31 protein-coding genes and 4 pseudogenes are annotated in these 26786 nt (G+C 35.7%); 11 read left to right on the forward strand and 24 right to left on the reverse strand.

The annotated features are described in order from the left end of the window. Positions 1-219: 219 nt before the first annotated feature. Positions 220-1266, reverse strand: coding sequence for an alpha/beta fold hydrolase (locus tag ACQKII_RS17285; protein WP_427461320.1), 1047 nt, complete (start codon positions 1264-1266; stop codon positions 220-222). A gap of 368 nt (positions 1267-1634) precedes the next feature. Here ACQKII_RS17285 and ACQKII_RS17290 point away from each other — a divergent pair. Beyond that, a pseudogene (locus ACQKII_RS17290) lies at positions 1635-1706 on the forward strand (YjcZ family sporulation protein); the annotation flags it as partial. A gap of 429 nt (positions 1707-2135) precedes the next feature. On the opposite strand, the gene ACQKII_RS17295 reads toward ACQKII_RS17290, so the two are convergent. From ACQKII_RS17295 to ACQKII_RS17305, 3 genes are all read right to left on the reverse strand, one after another. Continuing rightward, a complete protein-coding gene (locus ACQKII_RS17295) occupies positions 2136-2492 on the reverse strand; it encodes a hypothetical protein (protein ID WP_427461322.1) in 357 nt (118 codons plus the stop codon). Between the two features lie 643 nt (positions 2493-3135). Beyond that, positions 3136-3609 carry a glutathione peroxidase gene (locus ACQKII_RS17300; protein WP_427461324.1) on the reverse strand — a complete coding sequence of 158 codons (474 nt, stop codon included), beginning with the start codon at positions 3607-3609 and terminating at the stop codon, positions 3136-3138. After that, entirely contained in the window at positions 3606-4016 is a 411-nt protein-coding gene (locus ACQKII_RS17305; protein ID WP_427461326.1) for a MarR family winged helix-turn-helix transcriptional regulator, read from the reverse strand. The genes ACQKII_RS17300 and ACQKII_RS17305 overlap by 4 nt, the downstream gene beginning before the upstream one ends. Positions 4017-4511: 495 nt before the next feature. Between ACQKII_RS17305 and ACQKII_RS17310 the strand changes: the two genes are divergently transcribed. Both ACQKII_RS17310 and ACQKII_RS17315 read left to right on the forward strand, forming a co-directional pair. Next, the gene (locus tag ACQKII_RS17310) at positions 4512-4712 is read left to right on the forward strand and encodes a hypothetical protein (protein ID WP_427461328.1); all 201 of its coding nucleotides are present in this window, start codon (positions 4512-4514) and stop codon (positions 4710-4712) included. A gap of 259 nt (positions 4713-4971) precedes the next feature. Beyond that, positions 4972-5103, forward strand: coding sequence for a hypothetical protein (locus ACQKII_RS17315; protein WP_427461329.1), 132 nt, complete (start codon positions 4972-4974; stop codon positions 5101-5103). Positions 5104-5689: 586 nt separating this feature from the next. On the opposite strand, the gene ACQKII_RS17320 is transcribed toward ACQKII_RS17315, so the two are convergent. The 5 genes and pseudogenes from ACQKII_RS17320 to ACQKII_RS17340 all read right to left on the reverse strand — a co-directional run bounded on the left by ACQKII_RS17320 (position 5690) and on the right by ACQKII_RS17340 (position 8963). Further along, complete coding sequence (locus tag ACQKII_RS17320) at positions 5690-6328, reverse strand: O-methyltransferase (protein WP_427461331.1); 639 nt, start codon at positions 6326-6328, stop codon at positions 5690-5692. Then, positions 6315-6740, reverse strand: a complete 426-nt coding sequence (locus tag ACQKII_RS17325; protein WP_427461333.1) for a hypothetical protein — start codon at positions 6738-6740, stop codon at positions 6315-6317. The genes ACQKII_RS17320 and ACQKII_RS17325 overlap by 14 nt, the downstream gene beginning before the upstream one ends. A 380-nt stretch (positions 6741-7120) precedes the next feature. Continuing rightward, positions 7121-7411, reverse strand: a pseudogene (locus ACQKII_RS17330) (hypothetical protein); the annotation flags it as partial. A 355-nt stretch (positions 7412-7766) separates the two neighbouring features. Beyond that, positions 7767-7925, reverse strand: coding sequence for a hypothetical protein (locus tag ACQKII_RS17335; RefSeq protein ID WP_427461335.1), 159 nt, complete (start codon positions 7923-7925; stop codon positions 7767-7769). A 258-nt stretch (positions 7926-8183) separates the two neighbouring features. Beyond that, positions 8184-8963 carry a TrmB family transcriptional regulator gene (locus ACQKII_RS17340; RefSeq protein WP_427461337.1) on the reverse strand — a complete coding sequence of 260 codons (780 nt, stop codon included), beginning with the start codon at positions 8961-8963 and terminating at the stop codon, positions 8184-8186. Positions 8964-9088: 125 nt separating this feature from the next. Between ACQKII_RS17340 and ACQKII_RS17345 the strand changes: the two genes are divergently transcribed. Together ACQKII_RS17345 and ACQKII_RS17350 are read left to right on the forward strand one after the other, a co-directional pair. Beyond that, entirely contained in the window at positions 9089-9853 is a 765-nt protein-coding gene (locus ACQKII_RS17345) for a TSUP family transporter (protein ID WP_427461339.1), read from the forward strand. A gap of 169 nt (positions 9854-10022) precedes the next feature. Beyond that, positions 10023-10853: a DNA alkylation repair protein gene (locus ACQKII_RS17350; RefSeq protein WP_427461341.1), complete on the forward strand. Its 831-nt coding sequence runs from the start codon at positions 10023-10025 to the stop codon at positions 10851-10853. Positions 10854-11098: 245 nt separating this feature from the next. On the opposite strand, the gene ACQKII_RS17355 is transcribed toward ACQKII_RS17350, so the two are convergent. The 3 genes and pseudogenes from ACQKII_RS17355 to ACQKII_RS17365 form a co-directional block, all read right to left on the reverse strand. Continuing rightward, positions 11099-11719: an NAD(P)-dependent oxidoreductase gene (locus ACQKII_RS17355; protein ID WP_427461343.1), complete on the reverse strand. Its 621-nt coding sequence runs from the start codon at positions 11717-11719 to the stop codon at positions 11099-11101. A 181-nt stretch (positions 11720-11900) separates the two neighbouring features. Further along, positions 11901-12158, reverse strand: a pseudogene (locus tag ACQKII_RS17360) (transposase); the annotation flags it as partial. Between the two features lie 321 nt (positions 12159-12479). Next, the gene (locus ACQKII_RS17365) at positions 12480-12857 is read right to left on the reverse strand and encodes a hypothetical protein (protein WP_427461345.1); all 378 of its coding nucleotides are present in this window, start codon (positions 12855-12857) and stop codon (positions 12480-12482) included. A gap of 352 nt (positions 12858-13209) precedes the next feature. Between ACQKII_RS17365 and ACQKII_RS17370 the strand changes: the two genes are divergently transcribed. Beyond that, positions 13210-13614, forward strand: a complete 405-nt coding sequence (locus tag ACQKII_RS17370) for a hypothetical protein (protein ID WP_427461347.1) — start codon at positions 13210-13212, stop codon at positions 13612-13614. Between the two features lie 209 nt (positions 13615-13823). Here the strand turns inward: ACQKII_RS17370 and ACQKII_RS17375 are convergent, their stop codons facing one another. Next, the gene (locus ACQKII_RS17375; protein WP_427461349.1) at positions 13824-14117 is read right to left on the reverse strand and encodes a hypothetical protein; all 294 of its coding nucleotides are present in this window, start codon (positions 14115-14117) and stop codon (positions 13824-13826) included. Positions 14118-14441: 324 nt separating this feature from the next. Beyond that, positions 14442-14645 carry a hypothetical protein gene (locus ACQKII_RS17380; protein ID WP_427461351.1) on the reverse strand — a complete coding sequence of 68 codons (204 nt, stop codon included), beginning with the start codon at positions 14643-14645 and terminating at the stop codon, positions 14442-14444. A 164-nt stretch (positions 14646-14809) separates the two neighbouring features. Here ACQKII_RS17380 and ACQKII_RS17385 point away from each other — a divergent pair, with 164 nt between their 5' ends. After that, the gene (locus ACQKII_RS17385) at positions 14810-15031 is read left to right on the forward strand and encodes a hypothetical protein (protein WP_427461353.1); all 222 of its coding nucleotides are present in this window, start codon (positions 14810-14812) and stop codon (positions 15029-15031) included. Positions 15032-15349: 318 nt separating this feature from the next. Then, positions 15350-15637: a transposase gene (locus ACQKII_RS17390; RefSeq protein WP_427461355.1), complete on the forward strand. Its 288-nt coding sequence runs from the start codon at positions 15350-15352 to the stop codon at positions 15635-15637. Between the two features lie 158 nt (positions 15638-15795). Here the strand turns inward: ACQKII_RS17390 and ACQKII_RS17395 are convergent, their stop codons facing one another. Further along, positions 15796-15996 (reverse strand): cold-shock protein, encoded by a 201-nt coding sequence (locus ACQKII_RS17395; protein WP_010859579.1) that lies wholly within the window; start codon positions 15994-15996, stop codon positions 15796-15798. 726 nt (positions 15997-16722) lie between these two features. On the opposite strand from ACQKII_RS17395, the gene ACQKII_RS17400 reads away from it, so the two are divergent. Together ACQKII_RS17400 and ACQKII_RS17405 are read left to right on the forward strand one after the other, a co-directional pair. Beyond that, positions 16723-17151 (forward strand): MarR family winged helix-turn-helix transcriptional regulator, encoded by a 429-nt coding sequence (locus ACQKII_RS17400; protein ID WP_427461357.1) that lies wholly within the window; start codon positions 16723-16725, stop codon positions 17149-17151. Between the two features lie 59 nt (positions 17152-17210). Continuing rightward, on the forward strand, positions 17211-17990 hold the full coding sequence (locus tag ACQKII_RS17405) for an alpha/beta fold hydrolase (protein ID WP_427461359.1): 780 nt from the start codon (positions 17211-17213) through the stop codon (positions 17988-17990). 162 nt (positions 17991-18152) lie between these two features. On the opposite strand, the gene ACQKII_RS17410 is transcribed toward ACQKII_RS17405, so the two are convergent. From ACQKII_RS17410 to ACQKII_RS17425, 4 genes are all read right to left on the reverse strand, one after another. Further along, the gene (locus ACQKII_RS17410) at positions 18153-18839 is read right to left on the reverse strand and encodes a DUF1963 domain-containing protein (RefSeq protein WP_427461360.1); all 687 of its coding nucleotides are present in this window, start codon (positions 18837-18839) and stop codon (positions 18153-18155) included. Position 18840: 1 nt separating this feature from the next. Beyond that, positions 18841-19410 (reverse strand): DNA-3-methyladenine glycosylase I, encoded by a 570-nt coding sequence (locus ACQKII_RS17415; RefSeq protein WP_427461362.1) that lies wholly within the window; start codon positions 19408-19410, stop codon positions 18841-18843. 45 nt (positions 19411-19455) lie between these two features. Further along, positions 19456-20052 (reverse strand): class I SAM-dependent methyltransferase, encoded by a 597-nt coding sequence (locus ACQKII_RS17420; protein WP_427461364.1) that lies wholly within the window; start codon positions 20050-20052, stop codon positions 19456-19458. Positions 20053-20127: 75 nt separating this feature from the next. Further along, the gene (locus ACQKII_RS17425; protein ID WP_427461366.1) at positions 20128-20292 is read right to left on the reverse strand and encodes an isochorismatase family protein; all 165 of its coding nucleotides are present in this window, start codon (positions 20290-20292) and stop codon (positions 20128-20130) included. Between the two features lie 156 nt (positions 20293-20448). Here ACQKII_RS17425 and aac(6') point away from each other — a divergent pair, with 156 nt between their 5' ends. Next, on the forward strand, positions 20449-20883 hold the full coding sequence (gene aac(6'), locus ACQKII_RS17430) for an aminoglycoside 6'-N-acetyltransferase (RefSeq protein ID WP_427461368.1): 435 nt from the start codon (positions 20449-20451) through the stop codon (positions 20881-20883). Between the two features lie 437 nt (positions 20884-21320). Here the strand turns inward: aac(6') and ACQKII_RS17435 are convergent, their stop codons facing one another. The 5 genes and pseudogenes from ACQKII_RS17435 to ACQKII_RS17455 form a co-directional block, all read right to left on the reverse strand. Then, positions 21321-21512, reverse strand: coding sequence for a hypothetical protein (locus tag ACQKII_RS17435; protein WP_427461369.1), 192 nt, complete (start codon positions 21510-21512; stop codon positions 21321-21323). A 444-nt stretch (positions 21513-21956) separates the two neighbouring features. Next, complete coding sequence (locus ACQKII_RS17440) at positions 21957-23615, reverse strand: right-handed parallel beta-helix repeat-containing protein (protein ID WP_427461370.1); 1659 nt, start codon at positions 23613-23615, stop codon at positions 21957-21959. Positions 23616-23855: 240 nt separating this feature from the next. Next, complete coding sequence (gene ade, locus ACQKII_RS17445) at positions 23856-25601, reverse strand: adenine deaminase (RefSeq protein WP_427461371.1); 1746 nt, start codon at positions 25599-25601, stop codon at positions 23856-23858. Between the two features lie 119 nt (positions 25602-25720). Beyond that, positions 25721-25970, reverse strand: a pseudogene (locus ACQKII_RS17450) (transposase); the annotation flags it as partial. A 314-nt stretch (positions 25971-26284) separates the two neighbouring features. Continuing rightward, positions 26285-26704, reverse strand: a complete 420-nt coding sequence (locus ACQKII_RS17455; RefSeq protein ID WP_427461372.1) for a pyridoxamine 5'-phosphate oxidase family protein — start codon at positions 26702-26704, stop codon at positions 26285-26287. Positions 26705-26786 lie beyond the last annotated feature (82 nt).

A 26786-nucleotide genomic window follows, 5' to 3' on the forward strand; every position in this document is an offset into this window, starting at 1 on the left:
AGTCACTCATTTTTTCAAACTTAAATGAGTGACTTTTTATAATAAATCATCGGAGAATATCTAATGAGATAAAGTATCGTCGTTTTCATTACGTTTAATTAGGTAACAAAAAAACAGCGAACATCTTGACATGATGTTCGCTAGTTTTTGCGGCAACACAAGATGCGAAACTTCAAGGACCTTAAAAAGTTATTTAGTCCAATTCACAATCAATTTATTTTAATCAGTCATGTCCAATATTGCTTCAATTATTGCCTCAGGTTGGTCATACATAACAGAGTGACTACTATTAGGAACTGAAACAAAATTACTATTAGTTGATAAATTGGTCAATTGTTTTTGAGAATCCTTCCATTGCTTGTTCAGGTTACTCTCCTCTTGTTTCGAAAATCCAAATTCTGTAGCAAGTAATTCTACATCCATTGGTGTGATGATTGTTAAAGGCTTATCCCCTAAAGAGTGAATGTTTTTTAGTGACTTTTCAGAGATTTTAATTTCCTTGATCTCTTCATCTAATACTTTAAAAAATGGCGCGTCCCAATGAACATTTATATATTTTTCTGCGGAAATGTAATCAGGCATAGAATTAGAGAACATACTTTCCCCTAGTAGTCGTACGATTCCAAACTGAGATAAAATACGATTCATAGTCTGGTCTTGTGTCTCGAAAAACTTGTTATTAAATTCTGTAGCTTGTTCTGCAAAATATTCATTCCTGGAATCAACAAGAACTAATCCAAATACCTTTTCTGGGTACTTGTCTGCAAAAAGACGAGAATAAATCCCTCCAACAGAATGACCAACTAATATTACTGGCGTGTCAATTTTAGAAGATTCGAGAATCTTACTTAAGTCTTCTATTGTCGCATCGACAGAAAATCCATTGGGAGGTGGGTCACTCCAGCCATATCCTGCTCGGTCATATGTGATAACTTGGGTTTGTTTTGATAATGCTTTCTGAACTTTTGCCCAATCATAGGACCAAGTACCTGTTCCAGTTTCAATGACAACGGGTGGTAGATTCGTTTTGGTTCCTTGAATGTTCACATGGAGTTCTCTATTTCCGACATCTATCATTTGTCCATCTGGTGGGTATTTACTTTTAACATTTTTATAACGGATATACTCATAAAGGAACCCTGAGAACAATGCGAATAAAATGACAATAATAAAAGCTAGCCCTAGCAATTTTAACCTTCTAAATGGTTTACTTACTGTCGAATATTGACTCACCAACCTACCAAATCCTTTCCTTAACTCTTTCATACACTTAAATTACTTTAAATATGTTACTTATCGTAATTACTATAATTATTTCAAAATTCATACTTTACATCAATCTTTAATTCATAAATGACTGAGCACCTAATTGTTCGAGATTTTTGCAAAGTGAACCCGCTATGTTTTCATGTCAGTGTATGCAAAAAAAGTGTTCGTAGTACCTTCGAACTGATGCAATTGGCTATTCAATACAGTTTTTGATACTAAGAGTTATTTCAGCAAATCTTTTTATAGACTTTTTGATATTGATAGATGAATAACACCTCTCACTTTTATATCCCTACATATTATAAATTGTAGAAAGGAGGGGAATTCCTATGGGATATAGCTATGGTGGTGGAAACAACTACAGTGGTTCATCATTCGTTCTAATTGTTGTACTATTTATTCTTCTTATTATTGTCGGCGCTAGTTTCATGTACTAACAAATCATTTTTTATTAGCTATGATAGTCAAATAAAATTTTAACACCTCCAGATTTTAATTCTAGGGTCACTTTTATCCAAGTGACCCTTTTATAGATTCCTTCTCAAATGACGGAGCGACAGGAGCCGCGCCTATGTGACCAACATCCTATTGCCCTGATGCGAGCCTTACCCCCGGAAAGCGGAGTGCATTTTCACCATATAGGAAACGATGGTTATTGTTTGAAGGACTTTTGGGACAGCCCCTTCTTTTATGAAGTATTTAGTTAATACAACTATTTCTACATATTGCAATGAAACCATTTTTGCTAACACCCACCCCATAAAAAAGATCTCATTATTTTTTGAATGGGAAATAGTATTCAATAAATCCCTTCACTTCAGGTATTATATTTGCCTGCTGTAGTTACACTTATTGTCTAGGGGTATTTATTTTACGTACTTCAAGTGCTTTTTAACAAAAGCTACAATGTAAAGTACTTCATCTTCTGTAATGTTTAATAAATTACACACTCTTCTTAGTTTAGCCGGTGATTTTAATTGTTCTCGTACTTTATCAATCCACATGTATTTACACTTACGAGGGTTAACACAGTCTCTTATCTGCTTGTATCGATAGTAAGCATAGCGAGCAAATGCATTCAGCATGTCTCGCTCATCCCCCTCTCGCTGGGGATTCTTAACAGCTGCTTCGATCTCTTCTGTATCAAATGTCCATGTGCCATCTGTAAATTGCATATTACCACCTCTCTTCATGGATAGACTAAATGCTTTTGTTGATGCCAAATGCTCATGCACATCGGTATGACATTTGATGCATAGGCATTGTTAGTTGCTTAGAGTCAATGACAGATAATGAATGTGTCTTTACTTTTATAAGTGCTGAATGTTCTCTGCCTTGTGATAACGACCAGTTGCCTTGCACAATTGGCATTCATAATAATTTCGCGCCAATGCTATTTGTCGTAACTGCATCCATCAATTGTGTCGTCTGGTTGAACATGATTAGTTCTTGTATGCGTTCTTCCGAATCATTTATCATCCTCCACACATAGTTATTAAATGCAAAATAAAAAGTCACATCTGGTTAGATGTGACTCTTTAGGTATTTTAATTAAGACACCATTCATCATTAAATGAATAAATAAAGAATTCTAATAATGTCATTCTCATTCATCGTAAAAGCCACACCTGTTTAGATGTGAACTTCCTAATTATAACTTCTAAAACGCTTCATCAATTCATCCGTAATCCAAATAATCTATTGCGTAAAAAGAGAACAACAAACGATAACAGTATGTGCTACTATCATTTGTTGTTCTCCAATAGCCTTTTAGAAATGCTGTATTTCCCATTCATTCGAGTTACACAGTCCTACCGCCAGGCCTATACCGAATTCTTTTAATGACAAATCTTCGTCTTACATTCGTTATTTTAAGATTTTTTTAATTTCATCCTCAAAGCTTTTAGGTTTATCCGTTGAAGCAAAGCGAGATACAACTTCACCATTTCGATTTACTAAAAACTTTGTAAAATTCCATTTAACGCTTCTTCCTAAAAATCCCTTTGAATGACTTGTTAAATGCTCAAAAAGAGGATGTGCTTCTTTACCGTTTACCTTTACAATTTCATGCATTGGGAATGTAACCCCGTATGTTAAACGGCAAGCTTCGGCTGCCTCTGTGGCTGAATCAACCTCTTGTTTAAACTGATCTGAAGGGAATCCTAGTACCTCAAATCCTCGTGCTTGATATTTCTTGTACAATTCTTCTAATTCTTCAAATTGTGGTGTAAACCCGCACTTTGTTGCTGTATTCACAATGAGTAAGGCCTTGTCCTTGTATTGCTCTAAACTATATTCTGAACCATCTTCTAATTTTACATGGATGTCATATATACTCATCTTTTTTCCTCCAAATCATTCATTTGAGATAATATCACGTTTAAATTCTGTAACTGTACCCTTAATGCTCCGTCAATTTCAGTTAATGCATCACATCGAGTCATTTTTTCAACTAACTGTGCTGTAATAGATGTTTCTGTCAACCTTGCCTTCTCTGTTAATGAAATGACAACAGCCCGTTTATCAATGGAAGAAGTTTCTTTCTTCACCCAACCTTTATCGACAAGCTTATTTAGTATCGGATTTAACGTACCTATTCCCAAACTCAATTTTCCACTTATTTGCTTTACGACAAGATTATCTTGTTCCCATAATGCAAGTAGCACCAAATATTGCGGGTAAGTCAAATCAAATGGTTCCAGTACTTGGCGATATAATTTTGTAAATTGATTAGCTGCTTTATACACCGCGAAACATAGTTGATTCTCTAGTAAAAATTCTTTAATTTTAAAACTCGCCTCCTAATATATATCGCATACGATCATTTTATATCGCACACGATATACTTTCAAGAAATAACTCTTTGAATTTGTATCAAAAAAAAAGAAGTACTTTTTGGCTACTCTTTCGTTCGAATGAAAATATAGTTTTCTATTCTAAATATTGTTACATTGGATAAGTCCTTGTTTACAGGATTTGAATTATTATTTTGAAAATTCATAGACTAAGAACTATACAAACATACTGATTTCAACATAGTAATAGTAGTGTAAAGCTAAATTAGCTTTGCGCCTCCGAAACTTGTTACGAGGGTCACTTTCACCCGAGTGACCCTTTTATCGTTGCTTTCCTCATTTTGAATCTTTATAGTCAAGCTTATTTCCAATCGAAATTTCTATTATCGTCACATGCTACATTTTTTATGCTACAATTTACATATATTACATAATGAGGTGTAAACTATGGAAAACAATCAATTAATCTGTAAGGCTTGTGGTAGTGATTCCTTTACAAAAGGTGAAATAGGCCGACAAAGTGGACATGCAACTATCCGTCCATTAGGCGCTGTATTTTCCTTGGGTTCTCCACTCATTTATACTTTTTGTAAAAATTGTGGAGAAGTAGCTTCAATCAAAGTTGAACATCCTAAAAAGTTTAAATAGTCCTTGCGACAGTTACTTTTGTGAGAACACAGCGGCTTTTTTTTATTTTAAAATCTATTTCTCGGGCAATAAACTATACAAAGATAGCTATCACATCATAGTAATAGTAGTGTAAAGCTAATTTAGCCTTACATTCCCTGATTTGTTGGTTTGGGTCACTTCGGATAGGGAAGTGACCCCTATAATAATTTCTTTCACATTGTTGCACAGAGCACCTAATTGTATAATTCCATCAACTAATATCAGGAGGTTTAACAACATGGATATTTCCTCATTACTCACTATTTCCATTGCAACAGCAGCATTCGTTCTTACTGGGATGAATGAATCTAAAATCAAGAAATTAGAAAAACGTATAGAGGAACTTGAAAAAGATAAGGTATTTTTTTAGTCCTTTTCACAACATACATAACGAGGTTATATATTGATGATCTAATTGACCACCGACTCTATTGTCATAACCGTTTTTAGGTCATATAAAACTACTGGGATTTTAATAAATCTGAACTGTAACGGTTGCGTATGTAATCTATTAAGACGCTTTGAGCCAGGAACTTTAGTTGATATTTTCCTTCCAAACGGCGGTAGAGTCTTTGGTGTGTATTTCACATCCTTAGATCCGCGAAATTGCTGTGCCTACTTCCTTGAAGTAGGCGATGATGATGCGGCTACACCAGTTATCATTGACTGTCAAAAAATTGATGCTATTGTCAAAAGAAATGCTGCAGCGTAATTTTTAAGAAGTCTCTTGTTAGGAAGAGACGCAGACTATCAACAAAAAGCATCGAGCGTACACGCTCGATGCTTTTGTCATTTTTTCTATCTTATTTATGCCTCGGCATAATTGCGTCCGGATTCGACTTTGTGCTTAGGCCTGCACGATGCAGATCAGTTAGCCGTTGTCGCATGGATGCGACGAACTTAGGCTAACATGATGTTCACAAGCCAAATTAAATAAACTCTTTGAAAAAAAACTTTTATATCTTCACTTTTGAAAGGGTCATCCCATCACCAATCGGAACAATCACAGATTCTAGTTGAGGATGATTGGCCACCATTTTATTGAATTTCTTCATCATTTCAGTATAACGTTTTGGTGTAGCATTCGAGTCTGCGACACTACCGTTAGCAAGTACATTATCAGTCACTATTAAAGCACCCTCATGCGCAAGTCGAATACAGTAACTTAAATAATTTTCATAATTTTCTTTATCAGCATCGATAAAGAATAAGTCGAATCGCTTATGATCCTCGACCAGTTTTTCTAAACTTTGTAAAGCAGGTCCAGTTAAATAGGATACTTGATGACCAAAACCGGCTTTCGTTAAATTTTTGTATGCTAACGTTGCGTATTTCTCCTCTAATTCAAGAGAAGTTAATTGTCCTTTGCTACCAAATCCTCTGGCAAGGCAAATTCCGCTATAGCCTCCAAGAGCGCCTATTTCAAGTATATTTTTGGCCCCTGAAATAGCTGTAAGCATCGTTAAAAGTTTTCCAGAGGACGGTGATACCGAGATGGAAGGCATACCATGTGCTTCTATTGACGATATAACCTCCTCCAAAAGAATATCTTGATGTTGAAATAATGAATCGATATAACTATTAATTATTTTCACTAATCTTTAATTCCTCCTTACCATTATCGAATGACTTTTCACTACCCAACTTCGAATTTTCTGTCTCTACATTTTCACCGGATGTATCCATTGCTTCACCTTCATGGATTTCGAATAATTGAGTAAATTCGTTGATAATCATATCGATCGCTTTTAATTCACCCACTAAAATTGCTTGAATTGATTGGAACTCCGGCAACTCTAACTGTTGCTTAATCGTCGAACGCTTCACATTCATCATTTCTAAAAAGGCAATTGCTCTCCCCCGGCGAAAGGTTTTCGGCCCACGTTGATGTGAACCATCTCTTCCTTTGTATCGCCCACCACGATGATGTGAGCCATCTCTTCCCTCGTGTCGCTCACCACGTTGATGTCCCTCTTTTTTAAATTCTTTAAAATTTTCATCTCTCAATATAAATACCCTCCTTTGTATACATATGTATACACTTAATTACTTCAAATTGTATACAAACGTATACATATTGTCAAATACAATTCCTTTCTTCTTGAAATTCGCAATTTTAATAGCTGCCTTCTTACTTTACTAGCTCTTGAATGAATTATTGTTGGTTATTGCCCCCTACCCAACCAACTGTCCCACTTCAATTAGTTAGATTGAATGCACTTACACTACACTTAGTCATATATTTTCCAACTAGTATTCTAGTGAAAACGCTATTTTAAGGTAAATTCACATACATACCATGCTTTTCTTTTACATCGGCAAAGACCCGTTTACTCTTTTCTTTTCGACGTGCATAGAATTGTCTAATTGTATAAATATGACGAAGATGTTTCGGCTTCTTTTACTTCCTTTTCGAATTTCTCTGGAGGAACCGGCTTTTTCCCATGATCAACACGGTCTTGGTTTAATTCTTCCTGCAACTTTGACTCATACGAACGTGTTTCTTTGCGCACTATTTTCTTTTCGAACTTGCGTTTATTCGCACTCTCAACCATTGGATAAATAAATGAACAATCAATCCCAGCTTCTAATTTACGGACTAAATGTTCTTCAGGCACCATTTGGCCAATTGTCAGCATTTCTAATTCATGTCGTTCATTATGTATATTTTTCGTCATCTTATTCATCACCGCAATAATTTATAGACGTATACTAGTTGATGGGAGCGCAGGAGGCGAGTGTAGCTGACGGCATTCGCCTTTCGCTACAGAGCAAAGCTTTCTGCGGGAATAGCATGAGCTGAAGGCCCCGCAGGAGCGTAGCGACGAGGAGACTGAAGCCGTGCCCGCGAAAAGCGTCCACCGTAGCGGACATCAACGGGTTCATATAGAACCTTCTATTTTAAAAGAAAAAGGACTGTAAACAAACTCATTTTTTTGAGTTTGTCTACAGTCTGAAATGACCAATATAGCACTTTGCTATGTTGGTCATTGTAGTTTTATTTAATAAGTGAATAGCTGAGCGACTCACATCTTATAGCGTTCGTTTAAGCATCGAAATGAGCAATCCTAGTGCATCGCCGTCACTCATACGGTCTACACGATCGCTATGATCGATTTTTAAAATCCCTCTTGTCTTAGCTTCTTTAAAAAGTGCTTTTAAATCCTCTTTTGCTGTACTTGTAATTGTCATGTAATCTTGCTCCTTTTGTTGCGTTGTTATTACCGGGTGCATCGTTTTTTAATGCTATAGAGAATCACCTCGGCATGAATACGATGTAGACCTTTTTTCTTTGATCAATCGTAATATTGTATTACCCGTTCCTTTCCCTCGCTAAACGCACAAAGTAATTTCACATGACACCGTACATTAAAAGACTACATTCAATGTGTCGGGTTCCCCTATTTTTAGCGGTTACTTTACCGACACGTCAATCAAAAAATAAGAGATTTAAACTCCGAAAAAAACATTTCGTTCTTTTGTAATCCAATCACCTAGGTCATCTTTGCTACGCTTCACTAACCGATTTACAAGAACATCATGCCAAATATAATCCTCTAATAAGTATATATGGATGGGATCATCTGTAAAGAACGCAAGCTCACGGTTATCAGGTGATGGTCCATAAATCATCTCTTTTCCATCGATTGATAGGATAAACCAATGGTCCGTTGTAGTCTTTTCGGTATAATCCGTCACACGGTGTTGATCTAAAGTAGCTAAAGGTTCCATCACATGAAGCGTAATGCCATGCACTTTCACTTGTTGTGAGGCCCTATCCAAATCCTCCCGTAATTCCTCATAAACATCATCCCACATCGATAATAGCACTCGTTTTTTCGCTTTTTTTAACATCGAATGGCAATAAGCTAAGATAGTTTCTCTATCCTTAATACTTAAAACTTTATTGTCCGCTATTGACTCCTGTTGCTCTAAGGAATCTAAGTGATTTGACATGGATATAAAACTGGATTGCCAATGCTTTTCTATCTTTTGTAAAAACACGGATACAGCTATCGCAGTATAGGTTGTTATTTCTGGCGTTTCTTCTTTCATAACTAGACCTTTCTCCACTAATAAATCAAGTATTCCATAAATACGCGCACGTGGAATACCTGAATTCTTACTCACTTGATAAGCTGTCACATTATTATTTTGCACCAGTGATATGTATGCCTTCGCTTCATATTCTGTATAGCCTAGTTGTTTGAATTGGTTAATTAATTCCACTAGTGAATCCCCCCATTTCTTTTATTATAGTCAAATTTCGTATGAGATAGCGAAAAAACATTCACTTTACAAATTCATATAATTTAGTTACTATTTCAGTAGTAACTAAATGAAAGAGTGATTTTATGCAGCTAGATTTACAATTATTACTGATACTCATACTATTTGGCTTTCTCGCGGCATTTATTGATTCAGTCGTTGGTGGAGGTGGACTTATTGCATTACCAGTATTATTATTTGCTGGTTTAAACCCAACTACTGCCATCGCTACAAATAAACTTGCCGGTACAATCGGATCGTTTACTTCAACCATTTCATTTTATCGATCTGGAAAAATTGATGTGCAATCTGTCGCAAAATTTTTCCCACTCGCATTTTTTGGCGCTCTTATTGGTGCTTGGACCGTTACATTAATTAGTCCAGACATATTAAAACCACTGATGTTACTTATGCTCGCTGTTATTGCCATCTATACAATTTTCAAAAAAGATTGGGGCAGTATCGCAGCCATTAAGAAATTATCTCCTGTAAAATTACTTGGTTTTATTTTTCTTCTCTTTGGGATTGGATTTTACGATGGCTTCCTCGGTCCAGGCACAGGTTCCTTTTTTATTTTCGCCTTTCTCATGATTGGCACAGACTTTTTAAAAGCTGCAGGTAATGCAAAATTTTTAAACTTTGGTAGTAATATTGCTGCTCTTTTAATGTTTATGTATTTAGATCAGATTCACTATGTTTACGGTCTCGTGATGGGAGCTGCTCAAATTTTTGGAGCAATTGTTGGCTCTCAAGTTGCTATAAAAAAAGGAAGTGGCTTCGTACGAAAGCTATTTATTGTCGTATCAATTACACTTCTAATCAAAAACACGTATGATTACTTTATTAATTAAAGTAGTCATACGTGTTTAATAATATTTGCTTGAAGTTTTTAATATAGAAGAAAAGACATGTATCTCTTTCCCATCCCTCCTCTTGAAATTGAAGTGGATTAATAGTTAATATACAATTGAAACAGATCCATTTTTTACAAATATACTAATACAAGGGTGAATTCACAAAATGATACATGAACATGTTCAAAGTCGAAAAGGCGCTAGGAAGACTAGTGATATCCCACGTGAAGTACTAGATTTGCTAAATCGCGGGTTAATAGAGAGCGTAAATCTTATTGAATGGCAAGCTGTCAATCATTTCACGTTGTTGAAGCATGTATTACCGTCATTCAATTTGGAGAAGGGAAAATCGGATGTACTGTTAACTGAAATGGCCAATCATAATGCTTTTACAGGGATGAAAGCGATACGTACCACTAGTGATTTACTAACGACAGTAATGTTTGATGAAAGCGAGTCAAAAAAGTTAGAAATATTGGCATACTGCTCCAATCATATGTCAGATAGCGTAAGATGTTGGGCAGCCTTTATGAATAAACATCGCCAACAAACTCTAGCGGAAAAACTATCATTTATCAGACATTTTGCGGCGGATCATCATTTTGGTGTGCGTGAAATTGCTTGGATGGCAATAAGAGAAGATCTTTCCGAAGATATAGATAAAAGTGTGGAATTATTAACTGCGTGGGCTAAGGATGATAATGAAAATATTCGACGTTTTGCAGTTGAATCTATTAGACCTCGTGGAGTTTGGACAAAACATATTGAAATCCTTAAGCAAGAACCACATAAAGCATTATCCCTTTTAGATTTACTTAAAGCAGATTCATCGAAATATGTTCAAGATTCTGTCGGTAATTGGTTAAACGATGCAAGTAAAACTCAAGTAAATTGGGTACTAGCTATATGTGAAAAATGGCAAAAAGAATCTGTAGGAAAGGCCACCGAAAAAATAATAAAAAAAGCGACAAGAACAATCATGAAAAATAATTGTTAATTAAATAAAAAGACCCCATATCGCATCACTTTTTCAAGCGCTGATATGCTCCCCTAGAGAAAACAGATTTAAAAAATAAAAATCTGTTTTCTCTATGGGGAGTATTTTTATGTCTAACAGTAACTATTCGCAAGAAATAACATTAGCCTCCTGCCCCTTATTGCATGAAAGAAATCATGCAATATATGAAAACTCATTGTTCAAATTGTTTGTATTCAAGCTTGGAAAGAAAAATTTTCTAACTTTTAGTATGCTATTCCAACACGGGATTGCAAATATTCACTACTTATACTTTGTTGATAAGTAAATTCAGCAGTATCCGCCACTGAAATTTTAGTTCCACCATCAGGCAAGAAATTTCGTTCTATTCGATATACGCCAGTATATTCTCCATCAGGCAAATATGTAGGACAGACAATTGTCCAATCAACGTCAGATTGGCTTAACATGTCAAAAACTTTGTGATGCTCTTCTGCTGCATAAGTGGACTTCTGTTTGGATTCACTTGACTGGTAACGAAGTAAATCAGGGTTTAACCGACTTTGTAAAATTCCAGCTGTACCAACGGTAATAATTCGTTTGACATTTGCTTTTTTCATCGTTTCAAGAATCAATCGCATACTTTCGGTAAGTGTATTTGTGCCATCCGTATTTAATGCACTAATAACAATGTCAATCTCAGACATTACAGATTCTAGGTCCTGTTGATTTAATACGTTGCCATGAGTAATGTGTAAATTTGTATCTTTTATTTCCATTTTATTCGGTGTACGTACTAAGGCAGTAACATGATGTCCATCATGTAGCGCAAGTGAAATAATATGGCTACCGACCCGACCCGTCGCACCTAAAACTAAAATTTCCACGACAATCACCTCCTCGTATACATTATACCATATGCCCATTTTCAAGAAAAAAAAGACCAAACTTTCCAAGAGCACTGAAAAATTTACGTTTTTAAAATGTAATGTTCTTCAATAGTAAAAACCGGCAACTTTTGTTTGATTTTTAAACAGAAAGTGCCGGTTTTCTTTTGGTATCCCCTTATTTTTCATTTAATAGCTTCAAGATCATTTCAAATTCACGAAGTCGGCGGAACTTTGAGAGAGAGCTCGGATCGATAACATCTTCTTCTGATGCCATATCTAAGAAATATTTAAACGACATATCGTATTTTAAACGTTCCACTAGGTCTACATCTGAGCTAACCAAAAATTGGTTTTAGTAATAAATATTTGAACATCCGAATCGTGGAATCGCATTCCATCCATTATCCAAACAATATTTTGTTTTTAACTCATCAAAAGGGTTAGGTGTGAATCGGAAAGAATGAAAAACTCAGAAAAACGATAAAATTAGTTGATTGGCTATAGGCGGCGACTCCTTGGGGGGATTAGCGAACAGTTTGAGACCCCGCAGGAGCGTTAGCGACGAGGAGGTTCAAGGTTCGCCCCCAGGAAAGCGTTCACCGAAACGGAAATCAACGGTATCGAAGAAAAAGCCATGGCAGAAACGATTAATCGTTTCCGCCATGGCTAAAATTCATTTTATGGACTTTTTCAGTGCCCTCAACTGTCCTTAGAGCTTCTTGATTCTTGGTATATGCTCATGCAAACAATAGTTTCCTTAATTTGTTTCCTGTATATCGACAATGAATGAATTTAAATGATTGTTTTTCGCGACAGTATTAATAATTATTTGAATCTCTTCCTTCGACGCTTTATCCAATTTATCAGAATTATGTAAATAAATTTCGATAAATTGTTTGTCAGGAGAATCTACTAAATAGCCAACGGTGCTGTCAGGAAAGTAACCCTCTGCTCTTAAGGCTTCTAAAACTTCTTTAGTAAAGCTTGAACTTTGTAATTTTCCACCAATTTCCTCAGCATAATTTTGATTATAGTCGTTTCGAGGAGTTTGAGGAGATTGCTTACTTTGCGATGGGTTATTTTTAACAAATACAACTATGATGAATAGCAATAAAAACAAAATAAGAAAACTCATTTTTAGTCCCTTCATCCATTCTCTCCATTTCTCTTTTTTATAATAAAATACGTTTCATTTTACGAATAAATTCTAAGTGAATTTGAGCCGGCTCATAGCATTCAATCTATGCATGTGTTCTTTACTGCCAATTGAATGTAAGAGTCTATCTTACATTTCCATGAAAATACCCATTGTCATAGCATTCAAATCCAATAGGTAATCATAATTTTTGATTTTCACAAGAAAATTCTTATATTTTAATCTTTTACAGGGCAAATTACCAATCTCCTTTCCCTCTCTATTCATAGATTATAAGAGTAAAGCAGCACTCGCATTACAAAAAAACTAACATAAACAGGGAGATTAAAGAATGCAAGATAATAGATTTGTAAAGCATATGAATTGGGATCATAACAATTTAAATAAAGGTGACAAATGCGAATCTAAACATGATAAATGCGATTGCATGAGAAAACATCACAAAGAAGATAAATGCGATTGCATGAGAAAGCATCACGAAGAAGATAAGTGCGACGATAAATTTAGCCATAACTGTAAAGGTTGTATCTGTAATCTTTTAAAGCGCTTTGAACCAGGTACTTTAGTAGATGTGTTGTTATCAGGTGGCGGTAGTTTCCTTGGTGTTATTTTCGTAAGCTTAGATCCAAAAAATTGCTGTGCTTACTTCCTTGAAGTAGGAGCTGCTGCTGCAGCTACACCAATTGTTATTGACTGTCAAAAAATTGACGGTATTAGAAGAAATCCGGCAGCATAACGATAAAAGGATCTCTTCTTAAATGGAAGAGATCCTTTTTTAATTGAACAATTGGTTTAATTATTGATACACAGTTAATGCGCTAGTGCTAGAAATCCAACATAAAAACGTACCTTTTTGGATTTAGTTGGATAGGTACAAAGCTACTTATTAATCCATCTAACCTATTTGTATATCTGAAAGGCCCTCCACTGTCCTTCTCCTAGGTTTTATTCATTGACAATTACTTTTACGACAGGTTGTAATTTCCCAACAAATACGTCTCCAAGATAATCTACATCTATAACAACTGCACGTGGCTCAAAACGCTTAATACTATCAATAATGCGTGCGGTATTACGTCTCTTTGTAAGGTAAAAGGGTGCGTCAGTTTTTGACCTCTTACCATATAGAGGACAAGATATTACAAATGTAGATAAAATATAAGCCACATTTTGCAATATTTCATCAACGCCTGTAGCACCGAAATCAATATTGCTCGTAGCGGTAACTTGATGTGTCATCTTATCAACCTTTCTTCAATGCTGCAGTCATAGTTGTATGAATTTTGAAACATCCTTCCATATCGTGAATAGTATCCATCCTTTTCTCCGAATATTTGTGCGCTTGTTATTTTTGATGGCAATAACCAGCACTTAGTTATTTATGCCAGAGTCACTTCAGATATGAACGGTATATACTATTTCCATTCTTCGATTATTACAACCTCTCTTATTTTTACCCATTTCAAAATTCATTTAAACTATTGTGTTCCTAAGGTGTGTAGAAGATCATGTGACAACGTCAAATTACGGTAAAGCAACAAATATATTACTATTTTGAACACCTTACCTTGTTAAAGCATAATAAATTACATATAGCCAACTGAAACACCCATGAATAATAGCCCATAATATAGAATGATTGACACTCCATGAAATAGTGATAGCTAATACCGAACCAAACCCAATGCCATTTTTCACTACTGATTTATTCTCCAATTTATTCACCCGCTTCATCTTTTTACTTTTAATTGCCTGTCTATTCAGCACATTTTCTCTCCTTTCTAGATTTTCGTTGAAGATGAATATCACTTTATATGCTATCGCCTAGTCCAATAAAGATTGCAACCTACGAAATTTTGACGATTTTCCATTGAAACAAAAAACACCTTACAATCCCTAGAACATATTATGTACTGAAAGGAGTGACCATCATGTCCTGGCAACATAAAATTCGGTATTTAATCGGTCAACCTGTTGGAATATCATTATCAAACGGTCAAGGGACTTCAGGTATTTTATGCGGTGTAGCTGGGGGCAAGTTACTTGTCCTTGAATACTTATATCAAACTCAATTTGCTTTAAAACAATATGATTTTCATATGATTCAAGATGTCAATGGATTTCCACCCTGCTATAACCCACAACCCTTATAATAAAACACCATTTACATTACCCGTTCTATTTACAGCTTCTACCGATTTCATTCCATCTGTAAGAAATGGCACAGAAAAAAAGTGAAAAAATTTCTGATTGTCGGTGCCAATCTTTAGAATACTTTATTTGAATTGGAATATTGTTATAAATTCATACCTTTGTTTTTGAAGTCCGCAGTTTGGCTTCAAGCACTCGGTAACAAACATTAACACTTTCACCTAGCTGATGTTGCAAAGAAGATTTTTTGTCCTATCGATGATCCTCGTTTGATTATGAGCATTTTTTCAAGGGCATAATGAGAAAAAGGACGTGTTATTGTGAAAGTCTTAATAATTACTTCTATCTTAGTTGTACCAACCCTTATGCTTTATCTCCAACATTTAAGTGGAAAATTTCGCCAATTTTTTAATATTGGAGTAGTAGTCGCATCAATTATCTTCGGCAGTATTGCAGCCACTTCCATCTATCAAATTATCGTTGATGATGCTGTATTTATGACGACCATTCATGCCGTTTTTTTAAATCCTCTTTTTTTAGTAGTTGGTGCTTATATGGGGGTATTCATGATTTATAGATGGATGTTACTTACATTAGAAGATAAATAACATCTTGCGCACATTTAAGTCGTTCAGTCTACGGCCAGTTATGAGTGAGCTCCGACCATACGTAATGCGATTATCATCCTCTATGCATGACTATCCATGTACAAAAAAAAAAGAAGCATTCCCTAAGGATGCCTCTTTTTATAAAATGCATGTGTTAATTAAAGTTTAACGATGTTTTTAGCTTGTGGTCCGCGGTTACCGTCTTCCACTTCAAACTCAACTTTTTGACCTTCGTCAAGTGATTTGAAACCTTCGCTTTGAATCGCTGAGAAGTGAGCGAATACGTCTGCTTCACCTTCAACTTCGATAAATCCAAAACCTTTTTCTGCGTTAAACCATTTTACTGTACCTTGTTTCATTTAAGAAAACCTCCAAAAAATAAATTGTAATATATAATTTCTTCTATAAAATAAAAAAATTCACATATTACAAAAAGTACCGAATAAACACGATTACTCTTTGTAATAGGTGAATTCAATATTTCCACTAAAGGAATTTATTTATTAGTTTCACTATACACCATATTGTTTAAATTGTCTAATGAAATAATTTCTATATGTAGTTAAATACTTAATCATTTTCTAAAAAACTTACTCTAAAGATTTTACCATCTATATCAGTGTGCCGCAAGTGTGATTTCAACAATTAGCAGACTTGTCTGTTATTCAATTTGCTCACTAGCATGCTTTTTCTCCTCACATAACTGATTGCCCTCCTCTAATGCTAAATTGACCCTTCACTTTCCACTCACGAATTGACATATTCGGCAATGTGAATTCATTTTCATTTCAGTCCCTTCATGTAATTTGGATCATTGTTTGTAAAAAAGAAGCAAAATTTATAAAAAATTTTAGTATTGCAAAAAATTTTTGACGCTTATGATTTATAGAAGCCTCTTCTGAATTCATAACATTCGCTTATCATTCGTTGCATTTTTGCAACAAAATAAATTTTAGTAAAAAATCATGCTTTAACAAGGCTGTTGCCTGGACTTGTGAATTAAAAACATACAACTTTAACTATTTACATTTCGTTAACAAGCCTTTATAGTTAAGGCCACTTAACTATTAAGCGAGGTGTAATTATTGAAAAATAATTATATGAATCAAATAAACGTTTTACAAAACAATTTTAATATCCAATTAGCAAAAAAGTTCGAGCACAAAATTGATAATCAGTTAACTGCAAAACAAGTATTACTACTTGAATTAATAAAAGTGGGTGTTACCTCAACAAAAGATTTAGCAGATAAGTTAAATGTTTCAACAAGCGCAATAAGCCAAATATTAAATAAATTACAACATAAAGGCTATATTGAACGGTCTATTAACCCTAAGAACCGTCGTGAGATCGTTTTACAACTTGCTGATAAAGCCCATCAATATTTCAACGACTTAGCCTCTTTAAAAGATGAAATAAATAGAGAGATTTATGGAAAATTGTCTCTAGAAGATTTGGAACAGTTAAAGAATATTCTAGAAAAATTACAAGTCATTGTGCAAGAGAATCATTAATCATTCGGGTGAACAAAACATGAGTTAATCATTTTAATAAAGAAAGCAAGGTGAACGCGATGGCTTTGTATTACCAAGAACACGGCGATAAAAACGCTTCCATGATGATCCTATTTTTACATGGTGGAGGCGTAAGTGGTTGGATGTGGGATAAACAAATTCAATACTTCACAGATTATCATTGTGTTGTAGCAGACTTACCAGAACAAGGTCTAAGTAAGCATGAGCCAAACTTTTCGATCCTCGATAGTGCAGAAAAACTAATTGATTTAATAGAAGAAAAAGCGCCGGGAAAACAAGTCGTTGTCATAGGATTTTCATTAGGGGCTCAAATAGCTATTCAAATGTTAAGTATAAAAGCAAATTTAATTGATTTTGCCATTATAAATAGTGCGTTAGTAAGGCCATCCCCATACGCTAAAAAAATTATTAGCCCCACTATTAAATGGACATTTCCTCTCATTAAAAATAAAGCTTTTTCAAAAATCCAAGCAAGAATGCTCTATATCGAGCATGATCATTTTCAACGATATTACAAAGAAAGTTGTCAAATGAAAGTAGAAACACTTATTAGAATAATAGAAGAGAACCTATCATTCGAGATACCTGAACGTTTTAACCAAGCACAGACAAAGATATTAATTACTGTGGGAGAGAAAGAAAAAGCCATGATGAGAAAATCGGCCATTGATCTAGTGAAAAGTAATCCAAATTGTCAAGGAGTCATATTAGCTAAGATTGGACATGGTGTATCTTTGGCAAAACCTGATTTCTTTAATCGAATGATCGAAGGATGGGTGAATGACGGTAACATACCTGAAGGTAAAATAATAGACTAAAATTTACTGTTATGTTTCTCCTTACTTGCGGATGATATAAAATAGACTTGTTTTAGGGATGATGAACAAGTCTATTTGGCATTGAATCATTTTTAAAGAATACTCGTAGACTTCCTGTATCGAACCCCTCAATAATAAATCAATCTGTTATCTGTGAAAAGATTAGTAGAAATCACAATAAATACGCCAATCGTTTTTTTCTGCATTATAAAAGAAATAAAAATTCCCTTGATCGACGATATTGAAGTGGGCCTTGTCATCTGAAGCAATTTGTAAAACAAATGGATAGGCTTCCCCAAAATCATTTCCACTTTGACAAAAAGCCGGATAGCCACCGATTTTATGGACAGCGTAGATTTCTTCTACAATATCGTCAAAGTACTCCATATCTCCTTCATTCTCATGTCGTACTATTGCCTCTTCCACATCAAAGGGTATACCACCACCGTCCCATGCAGGGTAATCATTTTCAATTAATCTTGGTCTAAGCGGAAATGCTCGTATCTTGTCATGTTGCCAGTTCCGCTGTATTAGCCCTGTTACTGACGGGTATGCTCTTATTTCAAAAAAACGGCTAAGATCATCTTCTACTAGATTATCAAAAAGTTCCTCCCTTAAAAATAGTGTCAGCAGCTCAATATGTCTTAGTGATGCAGGCACATAAGGTAATTCTTTTAAAAAAAATGTAGCAAGCGGCTGAAATCCATCACGCGGCTGTTCTTCTGGCAATGACCACGTCACACTGCCGAACCAGCTCTCATGCAGCTCATAAGTTGGTCTAATGCCGCCTGTTTCAAATAGCGTAGCCTTTCTCATTAATCGTGCTTTGATTTCATCGATGCCCATCATCCTATACCTCGCTGCTCACTTGACGACAAAAACAATCAACTGTATGATCATTTATCATGCCCGTTGCCTGCATAAATGAATAACATATCGTGCTACCGACGAATTTGAATCCGTCTTTTTTTAATTGCTTGCTCATACGTTCACTTAGTTCTGTTGTCACTGGCACTTGTGCTATAGTAGACCAATGATTAATGATGGGCTTATGGTTAACGAAACCCCAAATATAATCAGAAAACGAGCCATATTGTTGCTGTATTCGAAGAAATGCTTGTGCGTTTGTAACAACACTGGCTATTTTGAGTTTATTGCGAACGATTCGTTGATCCTCTCTAAGCTCTGACAGCTTGTCCTCGGTATATAAAGCAATTTTCGTTGCATCAAATTGCTCGAAAGCATCACGATAGCCTTGTCTTTTTTGTAAAATTGTCCACCAGCTTAGTCCTGCCTGCGCCCCCTCTAGGCATAGCATCTCAAATAAGTGCTGATCGTCATAAACTGGCACACCCCATTCTTTGTCATGATAGTCGACATATAATGGTTCATCGAGTTTCACCCATGTACATCTCTTCATCAATCCTACCTCCGTTTCCAAGTAAATTAAGTACTATTCATTGAATTATTTAATTCCTATAATACATAACCAACCCTTTTTTGTATCTTCTTTTATATCAACCTTTTGAAATCCAATATTTTCAAATAACTGCTTGATGTCTGTTTTGGTTTTATAATCTTTCATATGATAATTGATTTTATAAATCTCGGAAATTATTATAAATTGTCCACCCTTTTTCAACACTCTACATACTTCTTTTACATCAAGGGCTAGATTTGGCCAAAAGTAATGCGTTTGGAATGCAGTGATTGTGTCAAAAAACGCCTCAGGGTATGGAATGTTTGACACACTGGCCTGCCTTACTATTATTTTACCTTTCGTTACATCCGCTTGGTTTGCTTTGATGGAATCTTTGACAGCCTGTTGTGAGAAGTCAATCCCATAAATTTTACCACGATGATTGATTTTAGCTAATGACTGAAGCATTTTTCCTCCTCCACAACCAATATCTAAAACAATATCTCCATCTTTAATAGCGCCACTCTCCATTAACCATTTGTTCATGCCGCGATGAGCAACATTCATAATATGTAACATCACAGATCCTACAAATCCTTTAGGGCTTTTTGCTTGTTCTATTAATCTTTGCAATATTGTCATCTTAACTTCACTCCTTAGATTTACGTGAGTTGTTCTGATGGTTCAAGGAAATCCAGCATCATTACACTTTGGTGACTAAGTTCCTAAATGCCTCTCTTCTTTATTATCTGTTGTACTTGCAACAGCATCTTTTACCACAGTAACATGATAACTTCTGCGAATGGCACCATTTACGGTTGCAGTAATATATCTTTCAGTAAATACACCCATTATGATTTGCTTACAGCTCCTTTCTTTCATGATTTTTTCTAATACTCACATATACGGTCTAATAATCAATTAGTTTCAATTTTTACCATGTTCTCTTGTTAGTACTGTTATCGAAAAATAGTTCTTTGAATTTCGCAGCTCAGGTGTATTGGAATGTTATACAATAATTAGAAGGAGGTTTTTTTGATGATTAGACAAGCAAGTAATGAAGATGCTCAGACCGCGGCACAATTAGCACGATTACTATGGCCGCACCATGCATTAACAGAATTTATAGAAGAAATGACGTTACATACTAGCACTGAAAACTCGGCAATCTTTCTTGCCTATCAAGGTTTAGAGGCAGTTGGTTTTGCACAATGTCAACTTCGAACTGATTACGTGGAGGGTACGGATTCCAGTCCTGTCGGCTATTTAGAGGGTCTATTTGTGAAGGAGGCCTATCGGAGATATGGCTTTGCCAAGCAACTTGTCGCTAAATGCGAGCAATGGGCTAAACTGAAAGGCTGTATCGAATTTGCAAGTGACTGCGAACTGCAAAATCTAGAAAGCTTGGCAGTTCATCAAAAACTGGGTTTCACAGAAGCCAACCGCATCATCTGCTTTACAAAATCATTATAATCACCTGAAATAACCAGTTACTACCTAAGAAGTTTGTTGGCTTACAGTGCTAACAGACTTTTTTTATGTTCTTAAGAATTTCTTCATCAATTAAAAATCCAGGTCATTCCTACTCCATTTTTAAGGAATGATCTAAATTACTATTATGAAAACTTTTTTAATATCCTTTTCGTTGTTAACTTATTTATAAAACCATTTAAATTCCAGAAAGGAGACTGGTATTCGGTAAAAGGAAAACAATCACAAGTATTTAGTAGAAAGCTAAATACTGTGATTGTTATCTAATATCCTACTAGGTTTATTATTCAAAGGTGAATTTAGGCAAAACGTAAATAACACGACACCTTTTTCTATGTCCAGCTATTATTATAGGGCATAAAGTGATATGTACTATGTCAAAGACTGATTCCTCTAACTTTCGACAAAATATTTTACGTTTAATTTAAATATGTATTGTTTGTTATGTTTCGTTCGCGCTCATCTATCACTAGGTGGATAATTAATGCTAGCTGTTGCTCAATTCGCATATTGTTAAGATGAAAGATATCAGCTATTGCATTTTTTTGATTATCTGCCAATTCCACTTTTTCGAGCAGCATCATTATTTCTTCTTTCGAAAGCCCAAACATACCTTTTCCACCTCCATTCCACTCATCCATTTTATTATTCCGAAATTATTATCTAAAGAGCTAGAACATTACATACATACTACTATAAACGAATCATTTTTACTAATTATAGGATAAAACATAGAAATTAATCAATCTAAAAACTAAATTTTCTAACAATATTTTCTTCGGTGATAAGTAATTATTATTATTACATTCATAGTTTCCCCGCTAAATAAAACCTTTTTCTAGAATAACAAGGTTTTTTATAGGAATAATTTTATACCTAGTACTGATAATTACCACTCTTCCACGATCATATATTCCTTTTCCCAAATTATTCAATATTCAATCTCCCCATTACTTCGGGGCTTTTATGATTTATAAGGGTTGTGCAATCCTTTTCCTTTCACTTAAAAGAAAAAAGTAATTTCAAAAAATGAAACTACTCGTTTTAGTCGTGTATTAGGCTTTCTTAACATCTTTGCTGTGGAGTATTGTATATATTTCCTGTAATACTTCAGCAGATATTTGTAATTCCTTATTCAATTTCTGTACATTAATTGTTTTTGAACTACTTAGCATATTCACAATGTGTTGACTTTTTTCATCAGAAGAAGTTGGTTTAAAATCTCGATTGACAATTTTTGAGGAGGCATCTCCTTGCCATGTTGCACCATTCGCATAGCCTCGAACATATAGTTGACTCTTATCCTGAACAATTGCTGCCGTCTTTACATCAGCAAGATCTGTGTTTACGATTTCAAGCAGTGACTGATTAGTCATTGCTAAAAATATTCGCTCAGTTTCTTGGACCACGCAATTCTCAATACGGCCCATTGATTTATCAGACCAAATGATGGCGTAAGGGCTCTGTCTAGCATAGATAAAATCACTACTGATAATTTCAAAAATTGCATCGATACAGGTGATACCATTGCCAACGATATGGGAAAATGTACTATTTTCTACAAATAATCGTGCATTATTTATATAAAGATGATGACTGTCTACCTCCCGAATGGACGTATTTTTCAGCGTAATTTTCGCATGTTCATTTCCATAAATACCGCCTGCCTGACCGTTCTCAATAATGGACTGATTTAACTGTAGCCCACTTGCATCCACAATAATATGAAATTGTGCATGGTGCTGTATCCTGCATTCAGACATAGTTACGTCGGCCTCATTAAAAATCGTAACCCCTGAAGTAGCGCCATTTCTGACAGAACATTTTTGAATCTCGGCTTTACTGTTTTCTATAAAAATTTGCGGCTTGTTATGCCCATTTAACTGACAGTCATAGATAATCGCCTTCGAGTGCTCCCCCACATAAATACCGTTTCCTTGCCCCTCTGCAAAAATAGAGTCTGAGACCTTTAGCTCACTTTCATGTACTACCAAATTTGTGCCAACATGTTGTTTGACCTCACAAAGCTCCATCATCATTTTAGAATGATCAAATAGTTGAATACCCATATCTTGCCCTTGATGAATTAGCGTATTCTTCATCGAAATCGTACTTGAGGCTGCAACAATTTGCGTTTTCTGGTGACCATGAACCTCACAATTTGCTATATCTATTTTCACATTACTTATAGCAAAGAGTGCATTCATTTGACCCTCTAACAACATACAATTAGTCAAAACAAGGTCACTATTTTGTGCAATGATTTGAGCTTTTGTATGATGCTGAATCGTTGAATCAGTAAGCATAACACTCGAACCGTTATCGATACGCAATCCATATTGATTTAACGGACTCGCTATCAAATCAACATTTTTCATCGTCAAACTACCAAAGTTGACGGAAACTTGTGTCCTCACCATTTGTTGCTCTATCACGCAGTTTTCTAACTGTAAATCTCCTTTAATATAAATTCCCTGCCCCTGACTAAAACGAAGATTTCGCATTTCCACATGCGTATGGTAACGAATAAACACGCCGCCTTTAATTGTGACATCCCCCACCCCATAGAGGATCAGTCTTTTAGAAATATCGATACTTTCTTCGTAAACACCATCTCTTATTTCTATAAAATCCCCAGCCTCAGCATCTTGAATTGCTTGTCCAATACTCTGATAACGGTGCATAATGTTCTTCTTTACAACAAGTGTTGCCATCTACATGCTCCTCCTGCCTAAACAAAGATTCTTATTTTACAGATAAATTATTTTTACTCGTTTTCATTCTATTTATATACCTAATGAACTTCCTGTTATTCAATTATGTACAAATAATTTACAAATGGCTCAAAAGAACTGCTTAAGCATGAAAAGAGAGCAAAGGCTCTAAACCTTGCTCTCTTTTCAATGAATAAAAATGTCTAATAAATTGTTATAGGTCAACCCTATTTTTCATCGTTATGCTTCCACCGATATATGCTGGAAAGTTGTCACGTTAAATAAGCCTGTGTCTGTTAATTTCAAGGTTGGAATGACAGGTAACGCGACAAACGAGAATGTCAGTAAGAAATGGAAATCTAAGTTTGGATTTAGCTCATGTAAGGCATTGTGCAAATCTGCTAATTGCGCTTTAGCCTCATCCGCTGGTGCATTCGTCATTAAGCCACCTATTGTCAAGGGCATCTCTGCTATGATTGCGCCATCTGCTACTATGACAAAACCACCTTGGATTTCTTGAATCCGTGTGAGGGCTATTAGCATATCTGCATCATTTGTACCAACTACTAATGCATTATGAGAATCATGTGCAACGGTTGTCGCAACTGCACCTTTTTGCAAGCCGAAACCTTTGACAATGCCAAGCCCAGTCGTATGCAAATTGTGGTGGCGCTCAATAACGGCAAGCTTCAGTAGATCTTGTTCCACTGATGGTTCAAATAGGCCATCTTTAACAGGGACATCTACGACTAAATGATTTGTAATCAGCTGATTCGGCACGATTTCCATCACATTGGCCTTCGTTCCTTTTTTAAAAGGTATCGTTAGCATCTCTTTCGTCACTGTTGGTAAATGAACAGATTGCTGGATATGCGCAGGTACATCCGTTTTTGTGCGAGCAGTTAGCATGACGCCATTTTCAGCAACCTTCACACCATTTTTCCAAACTACTTTCGCACGCATTTCGTTTATATCTTCCACCAATACAAAATCTGCTTTATACCCCGGTGCTAATGCACCACGATCATTCAAACGATAGCACTCGGCTGTGTTGATGGTTGCAAGCTGAATAGCCTGTAATGGCTCCATGCCTTCTTCAATAGCCATGGCCACATCAAAGTTGATGCTACCTTCATCTAACAATTCATCCACGTATTTATCATCTGTACAAAAACCGAAGCGACGAGCATTTGTTGCATTGACAGCTGGCAATAGATCACGTAAATTTTTTGCGGCAGAACCCTCACGAATTAAAACATACATCCCTTGCTCTACACGGTCTATCGCTTCCTCTGCTGTTACACATTCATGATCGGTATGAATACCAGCAGCACGGTAGCCTGTAATTTGTGCACGATTTAAACCTGCACAATGTCCATCTACAACAAGATTTGCTTGCTGTGCAAGCATGATTTTTTCAAGCATGTTTGCTTCACCAGTCAATACAGCTGGAAAATCCATAACCTCCGCCAATCCGCGTACATCTTCATGGGTTAAAAATGGCGCTAAATCTTGTGCTTTTAATGTAGCACCTGCATTTTCAAAACTAGTACCAGGCACACTCGAAGGCAGCATGACAAAAATATCCATGTCGGCATTTTTAGCGTCGTCTAGCATAAACTGAATTCCATCCGTACCCGCAACGTTTGCGATTTCATGGGGGTCTGTGATTACTGTAGTTATCCCATGAGGTACGAGCACACGACTAAATTCAGCAGGTGTTAGCATAGACGATTCAATATGTATATGCCCATCAATAAGGCCCGGCACAACATACTGTCCTGCTGCATCCTCCTCAGATGTAGCTTTAAATTGATTGTGTGTATCCAGTGCAACGATTTGTCCATTGTTTACGACGATATCTGCCTTTTTCCAGGTCAATGTAAACACATCCGCAACCATAGCATTACGCAAAATAAAGTCTGCTTCTACCTTTCCTTGAGACGTCAATATGTTTTGTGCAAGCTGTTGAAGTTTTGTTGTCATTCTATGCACTCCCTCTTTTTCTTTATGAATTATCATGCATGAATTACCGACTAGATTCAAGTAATGTACAATTTTTTTCCTCAAATTTGAACTTTATAAAAAACTTTTGCGTATTTCAACATACCATGCTTTTCCTTTGCTTTTAGCAAAACGCGTTCAATCGTTTCTTTGCGACGCACGTAGATTTTTTTAATATCATTTTGATGGCGTAAGTGATCCGCTGCTTCTAAATGATGTGCCCAAATATGTAGCTCAATAATCTTTGGTTAATCTTTACTGTTCGTACATTATGAATGCAAAGGACATTTCGTACAATGAAGAGGGCTGGATTAGACGATGACCCTCTTTCGTTGTCGTCGCATGCGACAAGCAAGAAGCGAATGGTAACAGATTTTGTATGAGTGTCATGAGGACAATCTCCTCTAAATATTTAAAAACGTACACGAGTTGATTGAAACGGAAGTGGCGACTCCTGCGGAAACAGCGTGCCCAGGCGAGACCCCGCAGGAGCTTGCGACGAGGAGGCTCACACGGGCCGTCCGCGGAAAGCGTTGGCTGTAGTGGAAATCAACGGTATTTTTAGTTATTATCATTTTAAAAGAAAAAAAGACTGTAACAACCCAAAATTTTTGAGTTTGTCTACAGTCTGGAACGACCACATCTAAATGGTCGCTAAGTATGGGCTATTCTGTTGGAAACTCTAATTCTTTCGGTAGTTCTCCTTTTTTGTTCATCAAGCGCATACGAATGGGTTCAATTTTTAATGTCACCATTTCATCTTTGTTGCCAATGAAAATACCCGTAAAAAATTCTGCCAGTTTGTTTTTCAAACCTTCTTCATGAATTTCAGTCAATTTTCCTTCTATTTCAACAAAAGTATCACCAAAGCCTTCATTTTCGTAGCCATACAAAATATGTGTATACGGATTCTTTTGTAACTCCTCTATTTTCTCTGAGTGTTTATTCGTCACTGTATACAATACAAATTCATCATTTTGGAATGTCATATAACGCGAGTATGGTTTCCCATTTTCAACTGTTGCCATCGTTCCTATTTTTTCACGATTTAATACTTCTAAAATTTCATCTCGTACAGAAGTCATTTCATCCCCTCCTCTCTATTGCCTCCCTTTTATAATGCCCTTCCTGACCTAAGCTAAAACACCTTTTTTTGAAAAATAAGAA

The organism is Lysinibacillus sp. NPDC048646, from assembly GCF_050272295.1.
In the GTDB taxonomy this organism is placed as follows: Bacteria; Bacillota; Bacilli; order Bacillales_A; family Planococcaceae; genus Lysinibacillus.